Source organism: Chryseobacterium sp. CT-SW4 (genome assembly GCF_048572715.1).
Lineage (GTDB): Bacteria > Bacteroidota > Bacteroidia > Flavobacteriales > Weeksellaceae > Chryseobacterium.
In genome coordinates, this window is sequence record NZ_CP183840.1 from 98,479 (window position 1) to 117,040 (window position 18,562).

The 18,562-nt window shown below is 37.3% G+C and carries 18 protein-coding genes; 11 read left to right on the plus strand and 7 right to left on the minus strand.

Annotated features, from left to right (window positions below; genetic code table 11):
* Positions 1–93 precede the first annotated feature (93 nt).
* A complete protein-coding gene (locus ABJ974_RS00430; RefSeq protein ID WP_027382805.1) occupies positions 94–315 on the minus strand; it encodes a DUF2795 domain-containing protein in 222 nt (73 codons plus the stop codon).
* A 141-nt stretch (positions 316–456) separates the two neighbouring features.
* On the minus strand, positions 457–1,479 hold the full coding sequence (locus ABJ974_RS00435; protein ID WP_419869430.1) for a GDP-mannose 4,6-dehydratase: 1,023 nt from the start codon (positions 1,477–1,479) through the stop codon (positions 457–459).
* 86 nt (positions 1,480–1,565) lie between these two features.
* Between ABJ974_RS00435 and ABJ974_RS00440 the strand changes: the two genes are divergently transcribed.
* The gene (locus ABJ974_RS00440; protein ID WP_419869431.1) at positions 1,566–2,360 is read left to right on the plus strand and encodes a DUF2797 domain-containing protein; all 795 of its coding nucleotides are present in this window, start codon (positions 1,566–1,568) and stop codon (positions 2,358–2,360) included.
* A gap of 20 nt (positions 2,361–2,380) precedes the next feature.
* Positions 2,381–4,969, plus strand: a complete 2,589-nt coding sequence (locus ABJ974_RS00445) for a hypothetical protein (protein WP_419869432.1) — start codon at positions 2,381–2,383, stop codon at positions 4,967–4,969.
* Between the two features lie 45 nt (positions 4,970–5,014).
* Here the strand turns inward: ABJ974_RS00445 and ABJ974_RS00450 are convergent, their stop codons facing one another.
* Positions 5,015–5,356, minus strand: coding sequence for a hypothetical protein (locus tag ABJ974_RS00450; protein WP_419869433.1), 342 nt, complete (start codon positions 5,354–5,356; stop codon positions 5,015–5,017).
* A 177-nt stretch (positions 5,357–5,533) separates the two neighbouring features.
* On the opposite strand from ABJ974_RS00450, the gene ABJ974_RS00455 reads away from it, so the two are divergent.
* Together ABJ974_RS00455 and ABJ974_RS00460 are read left to right on the plus strand one after the other, a co-directional pair.
* Positions 5,534–5,728 carry a hypothetical protein gene (locus ABJ974_RS00455; RefSeq protein ID WP_419869434.1) on the plus strand — a complete coding sequence of 65 codons (195 nt, stop codon included), beginning with the start codon at positions 5,534–5,536 and terminating at the stop codon, positions 5,726–5,728.
* A gap of 118 nt (positions 5,729–5,846) precedes the next feature.
* On the plus strand, positions 5,847–6,890 hold the full coding sequence (locus tag ABJ974_RS00460) for a PA0069 family radical SAM protein (protein WP_419870986.1): 1,044 nt from the start codon (positions 5,847–5,849) through the stop codon (positions 6,888–6,890).
* 236 nt (positions 6,891–7,126) lie between these two features.
* Here the strand turns inward: ABJ974_RS00460 and ABJ974_RS00465 are convergent, their stop codons facing one another.
* Positions 7,127–8,077: an isopenicillin N synthase family dioxygenase gene (locus ABJ974_RS00465; RefSeq protein ID WP_419869435.1), complete on the minus strand. Its 951-nt coding sequence runs from the start codon at positions 8,075–8,077 to the stop codon at positions 7,127–7,129.
* An 85-nt stretch (positions 8,078–8,162) separates the two neighbouring features.
* On the opposite strand from ABJ974_RS00465, the gene menD reads away from it, so the two are divergent.
* Positions 8,163–9,833, plus strand: coding sequence for a 2-succinyl-5-enolpyruvyl-6-hydroxy-3-cyclohexene-1-carboxylic-acid synthase (gene menD / locus ABJ974_RS00470; protein WP_419869436.1), 1,671 nt, complete (start codon positions 8,163–8,165; stop codon positions 9,831–9,833).
* 3 nt (positions 9,834–9,836) lie between these two features.
* On the opposite strand, the gene ABJ974_RS00475 is transcribed toward menD, so the two are convergent.
* Together ABJ974_RS00475 and ABJ974_RS00480 are read right to left on the minus strand one after the other, a co-directional pair.
* Complete coding sequence (locus ABJ974_RS00475) at positions 9,837–10,463, minus strand: aminotransferase class IV (protein ID WP_419869437.1); 627 nt, start codon at positions 10,461–10,463, stop codon at positions 9,837–9,839.
* A complete protein-coding gene (locus ABJ974_RS00480) occupies positions 10,447–11,424 on the minus strand; it encodes an aminodeoxychorismate synthase component I (RefSeq protein ID WP_419869438.1) in 978 nt (325 codons plus the stop codon). Before ABJ974_RS00480 ends, ABJ974_RS00475 begins: the two co-directional genes overlap by 17 nt.
* Before the next feature lie 46 nt (positions 11,425–11,470).
* Between ABJ974_RS00480 and ABJ974_RS00485 the strand changes: the two genes are divergently transcribed.
* From ABJ974_RS00485 to ABJ974_RS00510, 6 genes are all read left to right on the plus strand, one after another.
* Entirely contained in the window at positions 11,471–12,193 is a 723-nt protein-coding gene (locus ABJ974_RS00485) for a hypothetical protein (RefSeq protein WP_419869439.1), read from the plus strand.
* A 68-nt stretch (positions 12,194–12,261) separates the two neighbouring features.
* Positions 12,262–12,999 carry a beta-carotene 15,15'-monooxygenase gene (locus ABJ974_RS00490; RefSeq protein WP_419869440.1) on the plus strand — a complete coding sequence of 246 codons (738 nt, stop codon included), beginning with the start codon at positions 12,262–12,264 and terminating at the stop codon, positions 12,997–12,999.
* A complete protein-coding gene (locus tag ABJ974_RS00495) occupies positions 12,999–14,084 on the plus strand; it encodes an AI-2E family transporter (RefSeq protein WP_419869441.1) in 1,086 nt (361 codons plus the stop codon). The genes ABJ974_RS00490 and ABJ974_RS00495 overlap by 1 nt, the downstream gene beginning before the upstream one ends.
* Positions 14,085–14,135: 51 nt before the next feature.
* The gene (locus ABJ974_RS00500) at positions 14,136–14,348 is read left to right on the plus strand and encodes a DUF3820 family protein (protein WP_419870987.1); all 213 of its coding nucleotides are present in this window, start codon (positions 14,136–14,138) and stop codon (positions 14,346–14,348) included.
* A 71-nt stretch (positions 14,349–14,419) separates the two neighbouring features.
* On the plus strand, positions 14,420–14,866 hold the full coding sequence (locus ABJ974_RS00505; protein ID WP_419869442.1) for a MarR family winged helix-turn-helix transcriptional regulator: 447 nt from the start codon (positions 14,420–14,422) through the stop codon (positions 14,864–14,866).
* 36 nt (positions 14,867–14,902) lie between these two features.
* On the plus strand, positions 14,903–16,501 hold the full coding sequence (locus tag ABJ974_RS00510; protein ID WP_419869443.1) for an MFS transporter: 1,599 nt from the start codon (positions 14,903–14,905) through the stop codon (positions 16,499–16,501).
* Between the two features lie 6 nt (positions 16,502–16,507).
* Here ABJ974_RS00510 and uvrB read toward each other — a convergent pair whose 3' ends face one another.
* A complete protein-coding gene (gene uvrB, locus ABJ974_RS00515) occupies positions 16,508–18,499 on the minus strand; it encodes an excinuclease ABC subunit UvrB (protein ID WP_419869444.1) in 1,992 nt (663 codons plus the stop codon).
* Between the last annotated feature and the right edge of the window lie 63 nt (positions 18,500–18,562).

Below are 18,562 nucleotides of genomic sequence, written 5' to 3' on the forward strand. Positions count from 1 at the left end.
TGAGTTGTGAGCGTTTTTAACTATTACACGTTTGTGTAGCTTATATTTATATCTAAAAAAGCCTTAAGCGGCTCGCCTAAAGCTTTTGTAGTTTTAGTATTCGTCTTCGTTCCAAAGATAATCTTCGTCCGTAGGATAGTCACTCCAAATCTCATCAATCGCATCATAGATTTCTCCTTCATCCTCGATTGCCTGTAGATTTTCTACGACCTCCATTGGTGCACCAGTTCTGATTGCATAATCAATAAGTTCTGCTTTAGTCATTGGCCAAGGTGCGTCACTTAAATAGGAAGCTAATTCTAATGTCCAGTACATAATTTTCTAATTTTTTGCAAAAGTATAAAAATAGGTTATATAATAAGCTTTTTTATAACTGATTTTCAATTCTTTTTATTAAATATTATTATTTTTTTGTCACGGTATACTTTTACATTAATACCGCTGACATACTTTTTGTCATTTTCTCAAAAACCATTCCACAAATTTTTTTATGCCATTTTGGAACTTAGTGGTAGGATGGTAGCCGATTAAAGTTGTTGCTTTCGTTATATCAGCATTGGTTTTTTGTACATCGCCCGGCTGCATGGGAAGAACCTTTTTAATGGCCGTTCTTTGAAGGGCATTCTCAATGGTGGAAAGCATTTCGGAGAGGGTAATGACCTCACTTTCTCCCAGATTGATGATCTCATATACCTTGGAATGCTGTTCCAGATACTGTATGGATTTGGTTACTCCATCAATAATGTCATCTACATAAGTATAATCTCTTGCAGTATTTCCGTCGCCATAGAAAGGGATTTCTTTTCCCTCCAGGATCAGTTTTGTAAACTTATGTATAGCCAGATCAGGGCGTTGGCGTGGTCCGTATACGGTAAAGAACCGCAGCTGAATCATATCTATATCATATAAATGATGATAAACATGTCCCAGTACTTCTCCTGATTTTTTAGTAGCTGCATAAGGGGAGATAGGGCAGTCTACATTATCTGTTTCTGAAAAAGGAACTTTGGGATTGTTCCCGTAAACGCTTGAAGATGAAGCACAAATGAATTTTTTAATATTAAATTCTTTACACAGTTCCCAAAGGTTCATTGTACCGCGGACATTCACTTCTTCATATTCCAAAGGGCGTTCTATGGAAGGTCGTACTCCCGCCAAGGCTGCCAGATGGATGATAAGGTCTACTTTATGCTTCTTGAGAATGTCCTCCAGACCTTTTTTATTCCGGATGTCCTGGTAGTAGATGCTGTACCGGTCGGAATGGGCTGCCGAGATCAGTTTTTGTATATCCGTTTCTTTGTCGGAAAATTCAAAATCTATATTTTTACCGATGGATTCTAAGGTATTCTTAATTTTTATCTGATAACTGTAAAAATTATCAAAGTTGTCAATGTTTATGACAGAATGTCCGTTTTTTAGTAATCGTTCTACTAAATGAGAACCAATGAATCCGCTTCCTCCCGTTACAAGATAAACCATCTGTGATTTTTTAATAGCACAAAAATATAAATTTAGTTTTTGAAAATATAATTATTACATTTACTTCAAAAAGAAAATATAAAAAAATGCAGTTTCAGGGACAAGTTTTAAAAATGATCAGCTATGATGATCAGCCTATTCAATACTATCTTAATCTTTCCGGTGATCTCATTCATATGAACGAATTATTTGGAAAAGAATTAAGCATCCGGCATATAGGTTTCCAATGTGTGAATTGTGGAGAAGATAAGCCTGTTTACAGAATGGGATTTTGCAAAAACTGTTTTTTTGAAAGTCCTTATGCCAGTGATACGATCATCCGTCCTGAGCTTTCCACGGCTCATCTGGGAATTGCGGAACGTGATCTGGATGTTGAAAAAGAAATCCAGCTGCAACCTCATACCGTATATCTTGCCTATACAGGTGAAGTAAAAGTAGGAGTAACTCGGAATACACAGATTCCTACCCGATGGATTGATCAGGGTGCTACTTTTGCCCTTCCGATAGCCCGTACGGAGAACCGCTATGAAGCAGGTATGATAGAAGTCGCACTTAAAGAGCATGTTCCGGATAAGACAAGCTGGAAAAAAATGCTTCAGGATGATTTTGAAGATGAACTGGATCTTGCCGACTTCCAGCAAAAGATAAAAGAATACTTCCCTCAGGATTTTCAAAAGTTCTATTCGGAAGGAGAGGATTTATGGAGATTTGATTATCCCTATGAAAAGCCTGAGAAAATAAGTTCTTTTACACTGGATAAAAAACCGGAATTTACCGGGCAGCTTATCGGGATTAAAGGACAATATCTGAGCTTTAAAGGAGGAGATTTTATAAATGTAAGAGGACATGAAGGATATGTAATTGAGCTTGGTATTAAATAATAAACTAATAACTTTTGTGAATGAAAAATAAATGGGTTAAGAGATCATTAATTGGTTTGGGAATGCTACTGGTAGTTTTTCTGCTGGTGAATTTCGGATTGAATATATGGTTGCAAACCCAGCTTCCCAATTATATCAAAAACAATACGGATTATAAGGTCTCCTATAAAACGCTGGATGTAGATCTGGGAAGTGGAAATATTTTGGCTACAGGAATTACGGTTAATAATAAAAATCCGAATAATATCAATGTTATAGGAGTTCAGGGAACGGTAGATACGCTTCGGGTGAGCCGGTTCGGTATTTACCAGGCTTTATTTCATAAGAGGATAAGCTCTTCGGACCTGCTGTTAGCCCGGCCTAATCTGAATGTTATTCTGGCTAAGCCTGTTGATAATAAAACCGGAAGAAAGAGAAATCCGTTTTTATTTGAAAATATAAGAATCAGCAAAGGTGATATCAGTATCTTCAGACATACGAAGCAGAAGTTTCTTTCCGTTCATGAGCTGGATCTTTTTGTAGAAAACCTTCAGATGACGGAAGAATCCGTAGAAAATAAACTTCCAGTGGTTTTTGATAAATATGATATCAAAGGAAAAGATTTTTTCCTGCGTCCGGATCAGATGTATGCTCTTACCATTAAGAATATTCAGACTGCCAACGGGCAGATGCTGGTGGAGAATTTTAAATTGGTTCCGCTCTTAAGCTTTTCCCGGTTTAAACAATACTACCCACGGAGGACAAAGATGTATCAGTTTGATATTCAGAAGATGGAATTTAAAGACCTGATTTTAAAAAAGAATATCATATCTCTCGGGAATACCAGCTTTCAGAATCCTGACCTTTCCATTTATACGACGGACGTGGTCATCTCCACAAAACCTAAGCCGGTCAGTTTTGAAGTTAATCTGGATAATGTAAAGCTTAATAATGCCAGGGTTAAAATTATAAAACCAAGCGGTGATGATCTTCTGGTGGCACAGAGCTTATATATGAATGTGGATCATATGAAGTTCAACAAAGATACCTCGGAAGAAATGATACCGATACAATATGATCGTTTTTCTTTTTCCGGAAAGGAGATCAGGTATACTAATAACCAGGACATTCACATTGATAATCTTTCATTGAATCCGAAAAGAGGAGAATTAAATAAAATAACGGTCCGTCCCGTTTCAAATGTTAAAACTTCTGCCGATTTAAAAATTGACCAGGTAGCTTTTAATATCAATAAATGGGAGACGGTAGATAAAAAATTAAGCCTGGATATTCAGGATTTTTTAATTGATCATGCAGAGGGGACTATTAAAACCAACCCCGCAATACCTTCTCCGAGTCCGGTAGAAATCGATCTGAAAGGAATACAATTACCGGTTTTAGTGAGAAAGCTCGCACTTAAAAATTCCCATATTACCTACGATAAAAAAGGAGAGCCATTAACTTTTAAAGATCTGAATGCAACTGCCTATGATCTGGAATTGTCTTCAAAAGCTAACAATAAAGGAATTAAATTTAAAGTAAAAGATTATTCCCTGACCACCAGGAATTTTGCATATAAAACAAAGTTTTATCATATGAGCCTGGGATCTGTCATGCTGGGTAAAAATAAGGTTCAGCTTAATGACTTTGCGATGAAGCCATTGGTTTCCCGTGCTCGGTTTATAAAAATGATTCCTACGGAACGGGATCTCTATGATCTTAAAGCGAAACAGATTACGGCAGAAGGAAACTGGGATTTGTTTTCAAAAGATAAATTCATAGAAGCTTCAAAAGTGACGATCCTGTCTGCTGATGCCAATATATTCAGAAGTAAGATTCCTAAAGATGACCCTAAAGAGAAGCCTTTGTACTCAAAACTGCTTCGCTCAATAAAATTCCCGATGTATATTCAGAACCTGGACCTGAAAAATTCCTTATTGGTATATGAAGAAGATACCCCGGAAAGTAACGGCCCCGGAAAGCTTAGTTTTGGGAATTTCAATATGAATGTAAAACACCTTAATTCAGCTAAATCCAAAGGAAAACCTACCCAGGTTCTAATTAAAATAAACTGTTCCTTTATGAATACATCACCGCTATCGGTAAACTGGGGTTTTGAAACTACAAATCAAAGCGATGCATTTACTATTTCAGGTAAAGCCACCAGTCTGCCGGCCACAAGAATTAACCCTTTTATAAAACCTTATTTGCATGTATCTGCTACGGGAACCATTCAGGAAATGCTTTTTAACTTTAAAGGAAATCATACCGGACTGAACGGCACGTTCAATTTAAAGCATAAAGACCTTAAAATTACTGTTCTTAATAAAAAGAACCAGGAGAAAAAGGGGTTGCTGACGGCTGTTGCCAATCTATTCTTAAATTCGGATTCGGGGAAATTTCCGGAAGCTGTCACTGTGGAAGGCGTAGAAAGGGATCCTACTAAGTCATTCTTTAATCTTTTCTGGAAAGGAATTCAGGAAGGATTGAAAAAGACGTTGATCACCAGAAAGGCTGATAAAGCAGAAAAAGCAGTTAAAAATACGGTTTCAGCCGTAAAAGAGGTAAAGGAAACGATCAGGGAAGTGAAGGCTGAGAAAAAAGAAAACAAAGCAAACCGCAAGAAATAATTAGTTAAATAAAAAAAGACCCGAAAAACGGATCTTACTTATCTTTTAGAAATTGAACTCATCACTTTCGTGAATCGGAATTTCTCTTAAAAACTCATCAAACTTTTCTCCCGGATAATTACTGTCTGCACCATAAGAATCGATGATCATTCCCATATTTCCGCCGGTATCTTTTACAACATATAATACGGCGTTATCATCGGGATTACTGTCACCCTCAAAGCGGTAGCTTTTTATAATTGTTAAGTCTTCCGGTTGGTAGTTTTTTTCAGAATTTTCGAACTTCATTTCTCCGTTCTCGTTCATTCTGAATTCTCTGCTTACTCCTCTTTTGGACATTTTTGCCATAACTTGACTTAGCGTAGTCATTTCGTCAGAATTTTCCATTGTATAATTTTTTCTCTTAACCACTACAATAATTAAACCATTCAGCTGGATAAATTGAAATGAAAGTTCTTAAAATATCTTTTAGGAAAAATAATAGAATGTTAACAAAATTTATACTTCCAAAAAACATAAAAGGTATATTTTTTGCTTTATTCGAAACAATAAATCGGACAAAATATGAAAAAAGAAGTCGGAGTTTTAGTTGCAGGAGGGATAGGCCTTTTAGCAGTGTTAAGTTTTTTAGGGATAAAAAAAGTATTACATTACAAAAATAAAAAATACAAAGATTACTACTCGGATTATCATAGGAACTATGAGGGTGGAGATTATGATGATGAATTCCATGGAGTAGAATTTTATGCTATGAAGTAGTAAAAAAATATATTTAATTATGTGAAAACCGGCACTCTTAAAAGGGCCGGTTTTTTTGTGGAAAACTTTCATGTTAAAACTCATTATTTTCAAAAGATTCTATTCTAATTTTACAGGTATGGGGGATGAAAATATCATAAAAGGACAAGGTGCTCAGCGAAATGTGATCAACCGTTTCGACAGATATACGTATGAGCCGGAGGATGAGGATATAGAAAAGGTAAAGACAACATTTACGGAAGTTTTTCCCAAGACAATCGTTAATCCCGTGAAAAGTGAAGATTTGGCTATGGAATATTCCATGAATCCTTATCAGGGTTGTGAGCATGGATGTTCCTATTGCTTTGCCAGGCCTACCCATGAATATTGGGGATTCAGTGCGGGTGTTGATTTTGAGCGTAAGATTATGGTGAAGAAGAATGCTCCTGAATTACTGGAGAAGTTTTTCAGAAAGAGAGGTTATCAGCCCGAACCTATTTTGTTATCCGGGAACACGGATTGCTATCAGCCTGCTGAGAGAAAGTTTGAGATTACAAGAAAGCTACTTAAAGTTTGTATGGATTATAGGCATCCGGTAAATATTATTACCAAAAATGCGTTGGTCCTTAGGGATTTGGATATTCTCAAGCCTATGGCGGAACAGCGATTGGTCTCCGTTTCGTTGAGTATTCCGACATTAAATGAAGAGATAAGAAGAAAAATGGAACCCAGGACGAGTTCTGCATCCAATAAGCTTAAAGCGATAGAAGTCCTATCCGAAAACAATATACCCGTGAATGTAATGGTAGCACCTGTGATCCCCGGATTGACGAGTGATGAATCTTTGGGGATATTAAAATCAGTATCAGATGCAGGAGCACTAAGTTTCGGATATACGTTAGTCCGTCTTAATGATACGGTGGAACCTGTTTTTGTGAAGTGGATAGAAACGCATTTTCCGGACAGGGCCTCTAAAGTTCTCAATCTTATCCGGTCCATGCGGGGAGGAAAACTTGGAGAGAAGAGATATTTTGAACGATATAAAGGACAGGGGAATATAGCTGAAATGATTCATGATACCTTTAAAATCGGTAGAAAGAAATATTTTTCTGATAAACAGAAGCCTTCTCTTTCTGCGGAAAATTTTACGGGAAGTAGGGAGCAGCAGCTGAGGTTGTTTTAAAGTGGAAAAAGATTGTAACCCCCTGTCATTTCGAACGAAGTGAGAAATCCTTTAACTCATTGAAAACCTCTTTTGAAGAGATTTCTCACTTCGTTCGAAATGACAAGTAAACGACTATTGGCGATGACTATTAAAAGAAAAATGATTAAATGAAGGATTAGTTTAGATTTAAGATAACCTTATAGTTTTTTCAGTAATAAAAAAGACCGCTTTAAAGCGGTCTGTAATTATAAAGGTTATTTTTTTATCAGTCCCAATTCTACAAGTCTTTCATGCAGGAATTCTCCGGCAGTAGTATCTTCGTACAATTTAGGATGGTTTTCATCTACACAGTTTTCCAGGCAGTTAAGAGACATCTTGCTTACCGGATGCATAAAGAATGGGATTGAATATCTCGATGTTCCCCAAAGTTCCCGTGGAGGATTTACAACCCTGTGAATTGTTGATTTCAGTTTATTATTGGTGTGTCTGGATAGCATATCACCTACGTTGATCATCAGCTCATCAGGCTCGGCAATAGCATCAATCCATTCTCCTTCGTGGTTTTGCACCTGAAGCCCTTTTCCCTGGGCTCCCATAAGAAGAGTAATAAGGTTAATATCTCCATGGGCAGCAGCTCTTACGGCATCATCAGGTTCTTCAGTAATAGGAGGATAGTGAATAGGCCTTAAAATGGAGTTTCCTTCTGCAATTTTATCGTCAAAATAAAATTCATCCAGGCCAAGGTGTAAAGCTAAAGCTCTCAGAACATATTGTCCGGTTTTTTCCAACATTTGATAAGCTTCTTTCCCCACTTCATTGAATTTCGGCAACTCTTCTACCGTTACATTATCCGGATATTCAGTTTTATATTGGGAATCATCAGACAGATACTGGCCGAAATGCCAGAACTCTTTAAGGTCGCCCTTTTTAAAACCTTTGGCTGTTTCTTTACCGAAGCCTACATATCCTCTCTGACCCCCGATTCCCGGGATCTCATACTTTTGTTTGGTTTCTGTAGGAAGGTCAAAGAAATTTTTTACTTCTCCATATAATTCATCCACAAGTTGTTCATCAAGAAAGTGGCCTTTTAAGGCTACAAAACCAATTTCTTCATAAGCTTTTCCGATTTCATTTACAAATTTCTGTTTGCGTTCCGGGTTACCCGAAAGGAAATCACGCAGGTCTACACTAGGTATTTTATCCATTTTTAGAAATTTAATGTAGCGCGAAATTACATTATTTTGAATTAAATGATTTTACAATTAATTAATTATAAGTTAAATTTGCCCTATGAAAAAATATTCTTCTAAAAGAAGTATTCAGATACTTGCCCATCTTTTACAGCAATATGGAATTTCAGATATTGTCATTTCTCCGGGGTCAAGAAATGCTCCGCTTGCCATTCACTTTTCTGAAGTAGAATGGTTCAACTGTTTCAGTATTGTAGACGAAAGAAGTGCAGCTTTTGTAGGAATGGGAATGGCCAGAAGTGAAAAGAAGCCTGTGGCTATTACCTGTACAAGCGGATCGGCTTCGGCTAATTATTATCCGGCTGTCATTGAAGCATTTTATCAGAATATTCCGCTTTTGGTGTTAACCGCAGACAGACCTTCGGATTATGTTGATATTTTTGACGGACAGACAATTCGTCAGAATAATATTTACCATCAGCATTCATACGGAGATTTTCAGCTGCTGGAAGACAGTAAAGAGGATGCGGAAGATATTAATTTCGATATCATAAAGAAGGCAATAGAATTGTGTATTGAAAAGCAGGGGCCTGTACATATTAATATTCCTCTGGAAGAACCATTGTATGATCTTGTGTCCGAATTGCCGGCTTTTCCCGAAGTGGAAAAAACGATCCGTCAGAAAGAATATGAAATACCATCCAACCTTATTGCGGACTGGAATACTTCCCAACGCATCATGCTGCTGGTGGGAACCCGCGATTACAGCCCGGAATTGGAAACGCAGCTTTCCCAGCTGGTGAAAAATCATTCTGTGGTGGTTTTATGTGAGGCAAATTCTAATCTTTATCATGAAAAATTCTTTAAGCATATAGACCGTTATATCTATAACTTTACAGAAGAGGACTGGAAGGCCTATGCGCCCGATTTACTGATTACCGTCGGGCAGAATGTGGTTTCTAAAAAGGTGAAACAATTTTTAAGAAAAGCGCATCCTAAACAGCATTGGCATATTGATCCGGTTTGGCAGCCAGATACTTATTTTTCTTTAACTCAAAAGATTGAAGCAAAACCTGAAGTCTTCTTTTCTAAGTTGTTGAAATTCATTAATCTTGAGCCCAGACCTTATTATAATCTTTGGGATGTTCTCAGGGACAAAAAAGATGCTAAACACGAACAGTTTTTAAATAAAGCTGAATTTTCAGATTTCTATTTCTTTAATAAGGTTTCACAAAGTATTCCTGACAATTACAGTATTCATGTAAGTAACAGTTCGGCAATACGATATGCTCAGCTGTTTGATTTTGGAAATAAAAAAATATACTGTAACAGGGGAACAAGCGGAATCGACGGTTCTACTTCCACCGCTATGGGATATGCTATTAAAAATCCTGATCCTACCTTGCTTATTACAGGGGACTTAAGTTTTTTCTATGATATTAATGGCCTTTGGAACCAATATATACCGCCGTTTACGAGGATTATTATCTTTAATAATGGTGAAGGAAATATTTTTAAGATCATACCGGGGCCGGGAAATGCTAATCCTAATACTTTAAAAGAATTTATAGCGACCCGCCACCACCGAAATGCAGAATTACTGGCTAAGCATTTTGGGTTCCTTTATATTAAAGTGAGTGATGATATTACGTTGGACAGGGTTTTGGAGAATTTCTTTAAACCCGATGCCCAGCCTAAGATCATGGAAGTGGACACTGCGGATAAAAACAGTGAAGATGTTTTAAAGGAGTATTTTGCTTCTCTTCAATAATTTTCAGAGATCCAGGTATTCCTCTTCTCCGGGTAAATTGACGATCCTTTGTATCGGGTAAGTGAACATGTCATCAAAGTCGTTTAAAGCGTTAATGATCTGGAAATGTGAGAATTCTTTAATGTTTTGTAAAGTAATTTCCAGCTCTTTCACTTTTTTCTGCTTTAAAAGATGCTGTCTTTGAACTCCATTTAAAAGATAAGTGGAAGGAGTGTACCATTGTTTATTTTTCAGGAATAAAAGGTTGGAAAAGGAAGTGTCCGTAATATGATTGTTTTTTACAATAATAATTTCTTCTGCCCGAGCTTTCGCTTTCATTTTATCCAGTTCTTTGCGGTCTTCAAACTTAAAGGAGTAATCGAAGTTGTTGTTCTCAACCAATTGAAAATCTTCCAGTTTTGATATCGCATAAGGAATGATCTGTGTGCGGATTCTTTTATCCAGGTCATACGTGATCCTCAGCTTGTAAAGACCGTCTTCATCATGATTGAGACTTTTGAATATTTTAGAGAGATCGATTGAAGAATCTTTTCCAAAATGGGCAAAAGTCTGATCCACTCTTTTTTGGTGGAGGTCCAGTAAATATACCTTTTGATCTTCTACTTTTATACTTTCAATGAATAGGGACATAAATTTTATTTTTCATTTCTTGATATTCGTCTTCTAACTTACTCATATGGGTTATTCCGCCGCCACTTTTAAAATAGAGTTTTTTATCCTGCTTCTCAATAAACCGGATCATCACACAGGTATCGAGTCTTTCACCGTCAAACCAGCCGCAAATTCCAGTGTAAAATCCTCTGTCATATCCTTCAGCCTCTTTTATGATTTCCAAAGTTTTTGCTTTTGGTGCCCCTAAAATGGAGCCGGCCGGAAGCAGTTCTTTTAGAATGCTTCCTATTTTATTTTTATATTCGGGCTGCAGGGTTCCGGAAATTTCCGAGCTCATGGCGTAGAGGTCTTTTTGGTGGGTTTTAATAAGATCTATGTGCTGGAACTGATCTACCTTTACCTTATGGGCCACGATGCTCAAATCGTTTCGGAGTAAGTCTACTACCGTATAATGTTCTGCTTTTTCTTTATTGTCCTCTTTTAAAATCTGGGCGGCATTTTCTATTGACGCATCAATAGTTCCTTTCATAGGATAAGTGAAAATTTTACCGTCATAAATCTTTATAAAAGTTTCAGGAGAAAAAAATACGAAAAAATTCTTATAAAAAACTTTGTATTTTGCCTTGGAATTATAAAAAATTTCTTTTAAGCTTAAATTGGTTTCTATTTCTGTTTGGCGGGTATAATTTACCAGATAGGAATTTCCCTGCCGGATGTTTTTCTGAACTTCGTCAAATCCTGATTTAAAACTTTCAACAGATTCCGGAAAAGTTTTCCATTCTATTTTTTTGTTGAGGTTGCTATCACCGGTAACATTTGAAAAGGCGGGAAAACTTATGAGCAGTTCCTGAGGGTTTATCTCGCTTTCTTCAAAGATTTCAATGTTCTCTGCAAGGAAGTCTATGATAAAGAAATAGGGAACTTTCTTGAGGGAAAGCTCATTCATTTTCATAAATTTTTGATGATTCACTACAAACATTCAGCAAAAGTAATTATTGATGTTTATTTTTGCATAAAAAAATTTAATGCAAAATAAATATCCTCAGAAGCCTGGAATAGATTTTATCATGAAGCAAGCCTTCTTTTACTGGAATAAAACGCTGCTTTTTCAGGTCATGTTTTCAATCATATATTTTTCTCTTTTTTTCACGGTCTTTTTCTTCTTTTCCGGTAGGTATGGTATTGCGGAACAGAGCCAGGAAGTGGCGGATCAGTTGAAGATCAGCTTTGAAGCTTATTCCGAGGCTGTTGCCAAAATGGCCTCTACTGAAGGGTTTCAGAAATTTTATCTGGCTATTTTAGGGACATCCGTATTTTTATATCCGTTGAATCTGGGATTTTTTCAGATTTACAGAAAGATCGATCTGGGGGAGAAAATTAGCATAGCAGATTTATTTGTAGGGTATAACGGTACCAATTTCTTTAAATATATCGGATATTATTTGTTTTGGTTTATTGTTTACCTGTATACTTTCCAGACTATTATTTTGGGGGTTGTGTGGGTTTTCATCACTTTATTTGTAGCACCTCTTATGTTTTTTATGAATAAAAGGCTTTTTGAAGCGATATCCTTGAACTTTAAAGCTTTGAAAATCTACTTTTTGGAAATGCTGGTTTGTGCTTTGGTTGCATTCCTCTTTAAATACCTGGGATTTTTTATCTTTTTTGTGGGAGGGCTGTTTACTTTTCCTTTCTGGAATGCCATGATCTATTCCTTATATAAAACGGTTTTTTCAGAGAAAAGTTAAATTTGGTTCTATTTAATGTTTTTTCAGCCAAAAAAATTAAATTTGATAAACATTAAAAAAATAAACCTATGTCTGAATTTAACGAGTTTGACCAACAAGGCTCCATTCCGTCGAGAGATGCCGGAAATATCATTTCCCATGCTTTTGAAATGTATAAAGGAGTTTTTCTGTATGCTGTGATAGCAATGATCGTTTACATGGTAGGTGGAGGAATCTTGCAGGCGATCAGCGGATTTAATTCTTCAAGCTTTCTTGAAGAAGTGCGTAGTTCTTCCGGGGATGTTTCCTCTTTCCGGTACTGGAATACTCCCGGGCTTCCTCTCTATTATTCCTTATCGGGTCTTCTTACCTTGTTATTATCTCCTCTTTATGTAGGACTTATTTATATTGTTAATAAATATAATACCAAGAATCCTATCCAGTTTTCCGATCTTTTTATAGGGTACAGACAGAATTTTTTAAATATTTTAATTTATAGCCTGATTTCGGGCTTCATTTCAGCGATTACCATGGGAATGTGTTTCTTACCTTTCCTTTTTGTGTATCCTTTCCTGCTTTTAGGATATCCTATCTTACTTTTTGAAAATGCTACGGCTATAGAAGCTTTGGGAAAATCTTTCAGTATAGCTAAAGAAAATTATGGAACGTTCTTAGGAGCTTCCCTGCTGGGACTTCTGATAAGTGTCTGTGGGATTTTTCTTTGTGGAATAGGGCTTATTGCTACGGCTCCCTTCATTATGGTGGTAATGTATTCCACTTACTGTGCCTATTGTGGAAAACCAAGACAAATAATATATAACGGATAATGCCTGATAAAGAAAAACAAATAAGCAGTGTTGCGATAAAGCAGGTTGCATTATTAGCAATCATATTGATTTTAGCCTGGCTGATATGTTCTAATCTGGCCTTATTCATACCGTCAGTACTTGGTGCGATCACTATTTATGTGGTTTGCAGAAAGTATAATTTTTATTTGCAGGAAGAAAGGAACTGGAAACCGTGGCTTTCTTCCTTTGTATTGATGCTGGCAAGTTTGGTAATTCTTATTTTACCTATCTATTTTATTGCGGACCTTCTGATCCAGAAGCTGGGAAATGCCCAGGCGTATATGGATAAGTTTAATGTTTTCCTGGAGAAGATCCACTCATATATCTATTCTGAAGTAGGATTTGATATCATGAGCAAGGAAAATATGAATCAATTGAAAAGCTCAGTGGGAAAAGTATCTACTTACGCATTGAGTGGAACTTTCAATACCTTCACGATTGTCATTTCCATGTATTTTATCCTTTATTTCCTATTTGAGAAGCCAAGGCTTTTTGAAAGGATCCTGACTTCATCCGCTCCTCTGAAAAGGTCAAATGTTGCGCTTATAGGCGATAAGATGAGAAAACTTATTATTGCCAATGCGGTGGGAATACCTGTGGTAGCTCTGGGACAAGGAATTGTGGGAATGATAGGATATTTTATTTTTGGTGCTCCAAGTCCGGTTTTACTGTTTGCGCTTACGGCAGCAGCTTCCATGATTCCTGTAGTAGGGGCGGCCATTATATATGTTCCTGTGTGTATTTTTATGATTGCGGAAGGAAATACCGGTGCGGGGATCGGGCTTGCTATTTACTGTGTTGTAGTGGTGGGACTGACGGATAATTTACTCCGGTTTACCCTTTTAAAAAAACTGGAAAACATCCACCCTTTGAATACGGTTTTCGGAATTATTATGGGAATGAACCTGTTCGGCTTTATGGGGCTTATTTTTGGTCCTATCCTCATCTCCCTTACTTTACTTCTGATCCAGGTTTACAGTAATGAATTTTCTGAGACGCAGATTCCGGAACTAGAACTGCCGGAGGATAAAAATGAAGATAATAATGTGGATTTAAAACTATAGATTGTGGAAGGAGTTAACCCAGAAATTTTAAAGGAGATATGTTTTGCTACTATGCCGTTTGGGAAATATGAAGGAACAGTGATTGCAGATTTACCGATAAGCTACCTGGAATGGTTTCATAAAAAAGGGATGCCTAAAGGTAAGCTGGGTATGCAGCTTGCCACTATTTACGAAATCAAACTTAATGGGCTGATGGACCTGTTAATACCTATCAGGGGCCAGGTCAGTTATGATAAACCTAAAAATAAAACCTATAAATTTTAATTAATGGATATATTGAAACGAAATATCCTAAAATAATGGTTTGATATCAAACTAATTTATAAATTTGTATCATGAAATCTTATTCAGACATCACTCATTTTCAAGAGGCTTTACCCAGAAAGGTTTCCAATCTGCAGTCTGCCATCCGAAATAAAATCCTTGCGGAATTTAACAGGAAAGGGATCAATATAACGTTGGAAATGTATTTGGTTTTGAGATGTTTATGGGAAAAAGACGGACGTAACCAACAGGAGATTTCGGATATATTGTATCGGGATAAAGCCAGTTTAACCAACCTTATCGACAACCTTGAAAAGAGAAACCTTGTGGTAAGAGTTCAGAATCAGGCGGATAAAAGAAATAAGAATATTTTTCTTACTCATGAAGGTAAAGGCATTAAAGACAGGGTAGTGCCTGTCATTCTTTCGCTTCTTTCAGATATAGAAGAAGCTGTTCCTGAAAAAGATTTGCAGACCACAATAAGAGTGCTGGACTCATTATTTAACCAATTGAAATAAATTGTTTTTTAATTAAATAGTTAGATATCAAACTAAATGAAAACAGAGCCTTTCCACAAAGGGGTGCCGGAATATCTGAAAACACCTCTTCTCTTTATATTACTCATTTCACAGTCTATTGTGAATGGTTTGCAGGGTGTTGATATTAATTCTATTGCTTCTCAGCTGGGAGAAGAAAAAGATCTCATGCAGTTTGCTTCTTTCATGAGTTCGGTGGGATTTGTTGCCATGATTGCCATTGCCGGGCACATCACAAAAATTTACCAGCGTAAAAATGTCTGGCTGGTGTGCCTTATGCTGGAATTTATCATTGCCGTACTTATGCTTGCTCCCAATAATGTGTATGAAGTAATTTTTCTGAGTTTCTTTTGCGGTACCGTAAAGATCATTTGTCTTTTGGATGCCATACGTTTACTGATGCAGCGATTGAATCCGTCGGGAAGCAGAGGCTTGTTTTATGGCATTTATTATACAATTTCTTTTATAACAGCACAGCTGGTGGCTTATGCGGCTTCCTGGCTCATTACGGATTATGAATGGTATTATATTTATTACTTATGGCTTCCTGGGATTGTAATCAGTGTTTTTATCGTGCAGTCCATGCTGCATAGCAATAAAGAAGAATCTCCTATAACCATTAAAGAAATTAATTGGCTCAGCTATGTCGCATTGGTAATGATGGGATTGTCACTTTCCTATATTTGTGTGATGGGGGAAAAGCTGTATTGGTGGGAAGATGAAAGCATTATTTTAAATACTTTGATCTTCTGTGGCAGCTTTGGGGTTTTTATTGTCAGCAATCTGTTTCACCAAAATCCTATGATCGATATTTCTGCTTTTGTCCGATATAAACAAATCGGATGGGGTGCTGTTTTTATGGCCCTGCTTTATATTGTTTACAACTCTTCCTCAGTAATTTCCACCTTTTTGCTGATCAATTTTAAAGGAGATGTAAAATATGCCAATATCTCCAATCTGTATATGATTCCAGCCTTTCTTGTCTCTATTCCTTTAACGGGAGTGTGGCTGCATAAAAAACATAAAGCGCGTGGAGCATTGGTGCTGGGATTTGCTCTGTATGCCCTTTTTTATGTATTAATCAAAGGGCTGGTTGCCTATGATGTGCCTGAAGAAGCATTTATAGTTCCACAACTTGTAAGAGGTGCTGCATATGGAATTGCCATGACGAGCCTTTCCTACTATGTTTCATCCAATGTGGAATTAAAAGATAACAGCTCACGGGTTTTCTTTAGCGTATTTTCAAGGTATATGCTGGCGATGCCCGTCACTTCTGCTTTTTTTAGTCACAGACTTTCTTACTACAAAACAAAATTCACTACCGGGTTCAGTCAGTCTTTAATCCCTGTAGACCCAAAAGTTATGGATTACATTCATTCTTCTCAGGCCGGACTTATGAACAAAGGATTTGATATCATTTCTTCTCAGAATATGGCGCTGGGAGCTTTGCAGAAAAAAATCATGGCAGATGCTACTCTCAGAGGAGTGGATGAGATTTTTATGTTTTTGTGTCTCATCAGTATAGTTCTTATGCTGGCTTGCTTATGCCTGAAAGTATTTAATATCCATTATGAAGTCTGGAAAAATACATATCCTCTTACTAAATTATCGGAATAAATTGAATTACTCCTTTAAAGCAGCAATCTCATCCCGCAGTTTAGCAGCCTTAATGAAGTCGAGATTTTTGGCAGCAGCTTCCATTTCTTTTTGTTTCTGATTAATGAGTTTCTCAATATCTTCAGTGGCATACGTTGCTTTTGCTTCGGCAGCTTTCTGTAAAATTTGCTTTTGAGTATATTTTTCATCCGGGAAGTCTTTGCTTCTTCCTACCAGGCTTTCAGATATTTTTTTATTTAAAGCAGTGGGAACCAGGTTGTTTTCTTCATTGTACTTCATCTGCTTGGCACGTCTGTATTCGGTTTCATCCAGTGTTGCCTGCATGGATTTTGTAATCTTATCAGCGTACATAATTGCTTTACCGTTAATATTTCGGGCAGCACGTCCCACCGTCTGGATCATTGACCTTCTGCTTCGGAGCATTCCTTCCTTATCGGCATCCAGAATAGCCACAAGGGAAACTTCCGGTAAATCAAGCCCTTCCCTTAAAAGATTTACCCCGATCAGAACATCAAAAAGTCCCACACGCAGATCCTGCATGATCTGAATACGTTCCAGGGTTTCGACATCCGAGTGGATATACCGGGTTCTGATTCCGAATTTGGTGAAGTATTTGGTAAGTTCCTCCGCCATCTTTTTAGTTAAAGTAGTAACCAAGACCCTTTCATCTACATCCGCTCTTTTTTGAATTTCCTCCATCAGGTCATCAATCTGATTAAGGGTAGGTCGGACTTCAATGATAGGATCCAAAAGTCCGGTCGGACGAATGATCTGTTCGATATAAGTTCCTCCTGTTTTTTCCATTTCATAATCGGCAGGTGTGGCGGAAACATAAATTACCTGATTCTGCATGCTTTCAAACTCTTCAAACTTTAAAGGCCTGTTGTCCATAGCGGCCGGAAGTCTGAAACCGTATTCTACCAAAGCTTCTTTCCTGCTCCGGTCACCACCGTACATTGCATGAACCTGAGGAATGGTCACGTGGCTTTCATCAATCACCATCAGGAAATCCTTTGGAAAATAATCAATAAGGCAGAATGGTCTTGAGCCGGGAAGTCTTCCATCCAGATAACGGGAATAGTTCTCAATACCTGAGCAGTAACCTAATTCTTTAATCATTTCAAGGTCCAGCTCAGTTCTTTCCTGGAGTCTTTTTGCTTCCAAAGGTTTTTCAATGGTATTAAAAAAATCTACCTGCTTTACAAGATCATCCTGAATGCTTCTTATGGCTCCGTTTAAAGTATCTTTGGAAGTAACGAAAAGGTTAGCCGGATAAATCTGGATCTGGTCAAAGCTGGAAGTTACATTCCCTGTAATAGGATCAAAGCTCTGGATCTTTTCAATCTCATCTCCGAAAAACTGGATTCTTACGGCATTATCAGCATAGGCAGGGAAGACATCGATGACATCGCCTTTAACTCTGAACGTACCCCTTTGAAACTCATTTAATGTTCTGGAATATAATGCATTAACTAATGAATGTAAAAATGCTGTTCGGGTTGTTTTTTCTCCAATTGCTAAAGAAATTAAGGACTTGTGAAACTCTGTCGGATTTCCGATACCATAAATACAGGATACGGAAGCGACGATGAGCACATCCCTCCTTCCCGAAAGGAGACTTGCCGTAGCGGAAAGACGTAGCTTTTCAACTTCTTCATTGATACTCAGGTCTTTTTCAATATAAGTTCCCGTTGTCGCAATATAAGCTTCCGGCTGATAGTAATCATAGTAGCTCACAAAATATTCAACCGCATTTTCCGGAAAAAATTCCTTAAACTCCATAAAGAGCTGTGCTGCCAACGTTTTATTATGTGCCAGAACCAGCGTGGGCTTTTGAACATTCCGGACTACATTGGCAATTGAGAAGGTTTTACCGGATCCGGTAACCCCCAGTAAGGTCTGATATTTTTCCCCGATTTCTATACCTTCGGTAAGCTTTTCAATAGCCTGTGGCTGGTCGCCGGTGGGCTGGTATTCCGAGTGAAGTTTAAATTCCATTGCAAGTAAGTTTCATAACAAAAATACGAAGATATTATGAGACCTATATTATTATGATAAAAT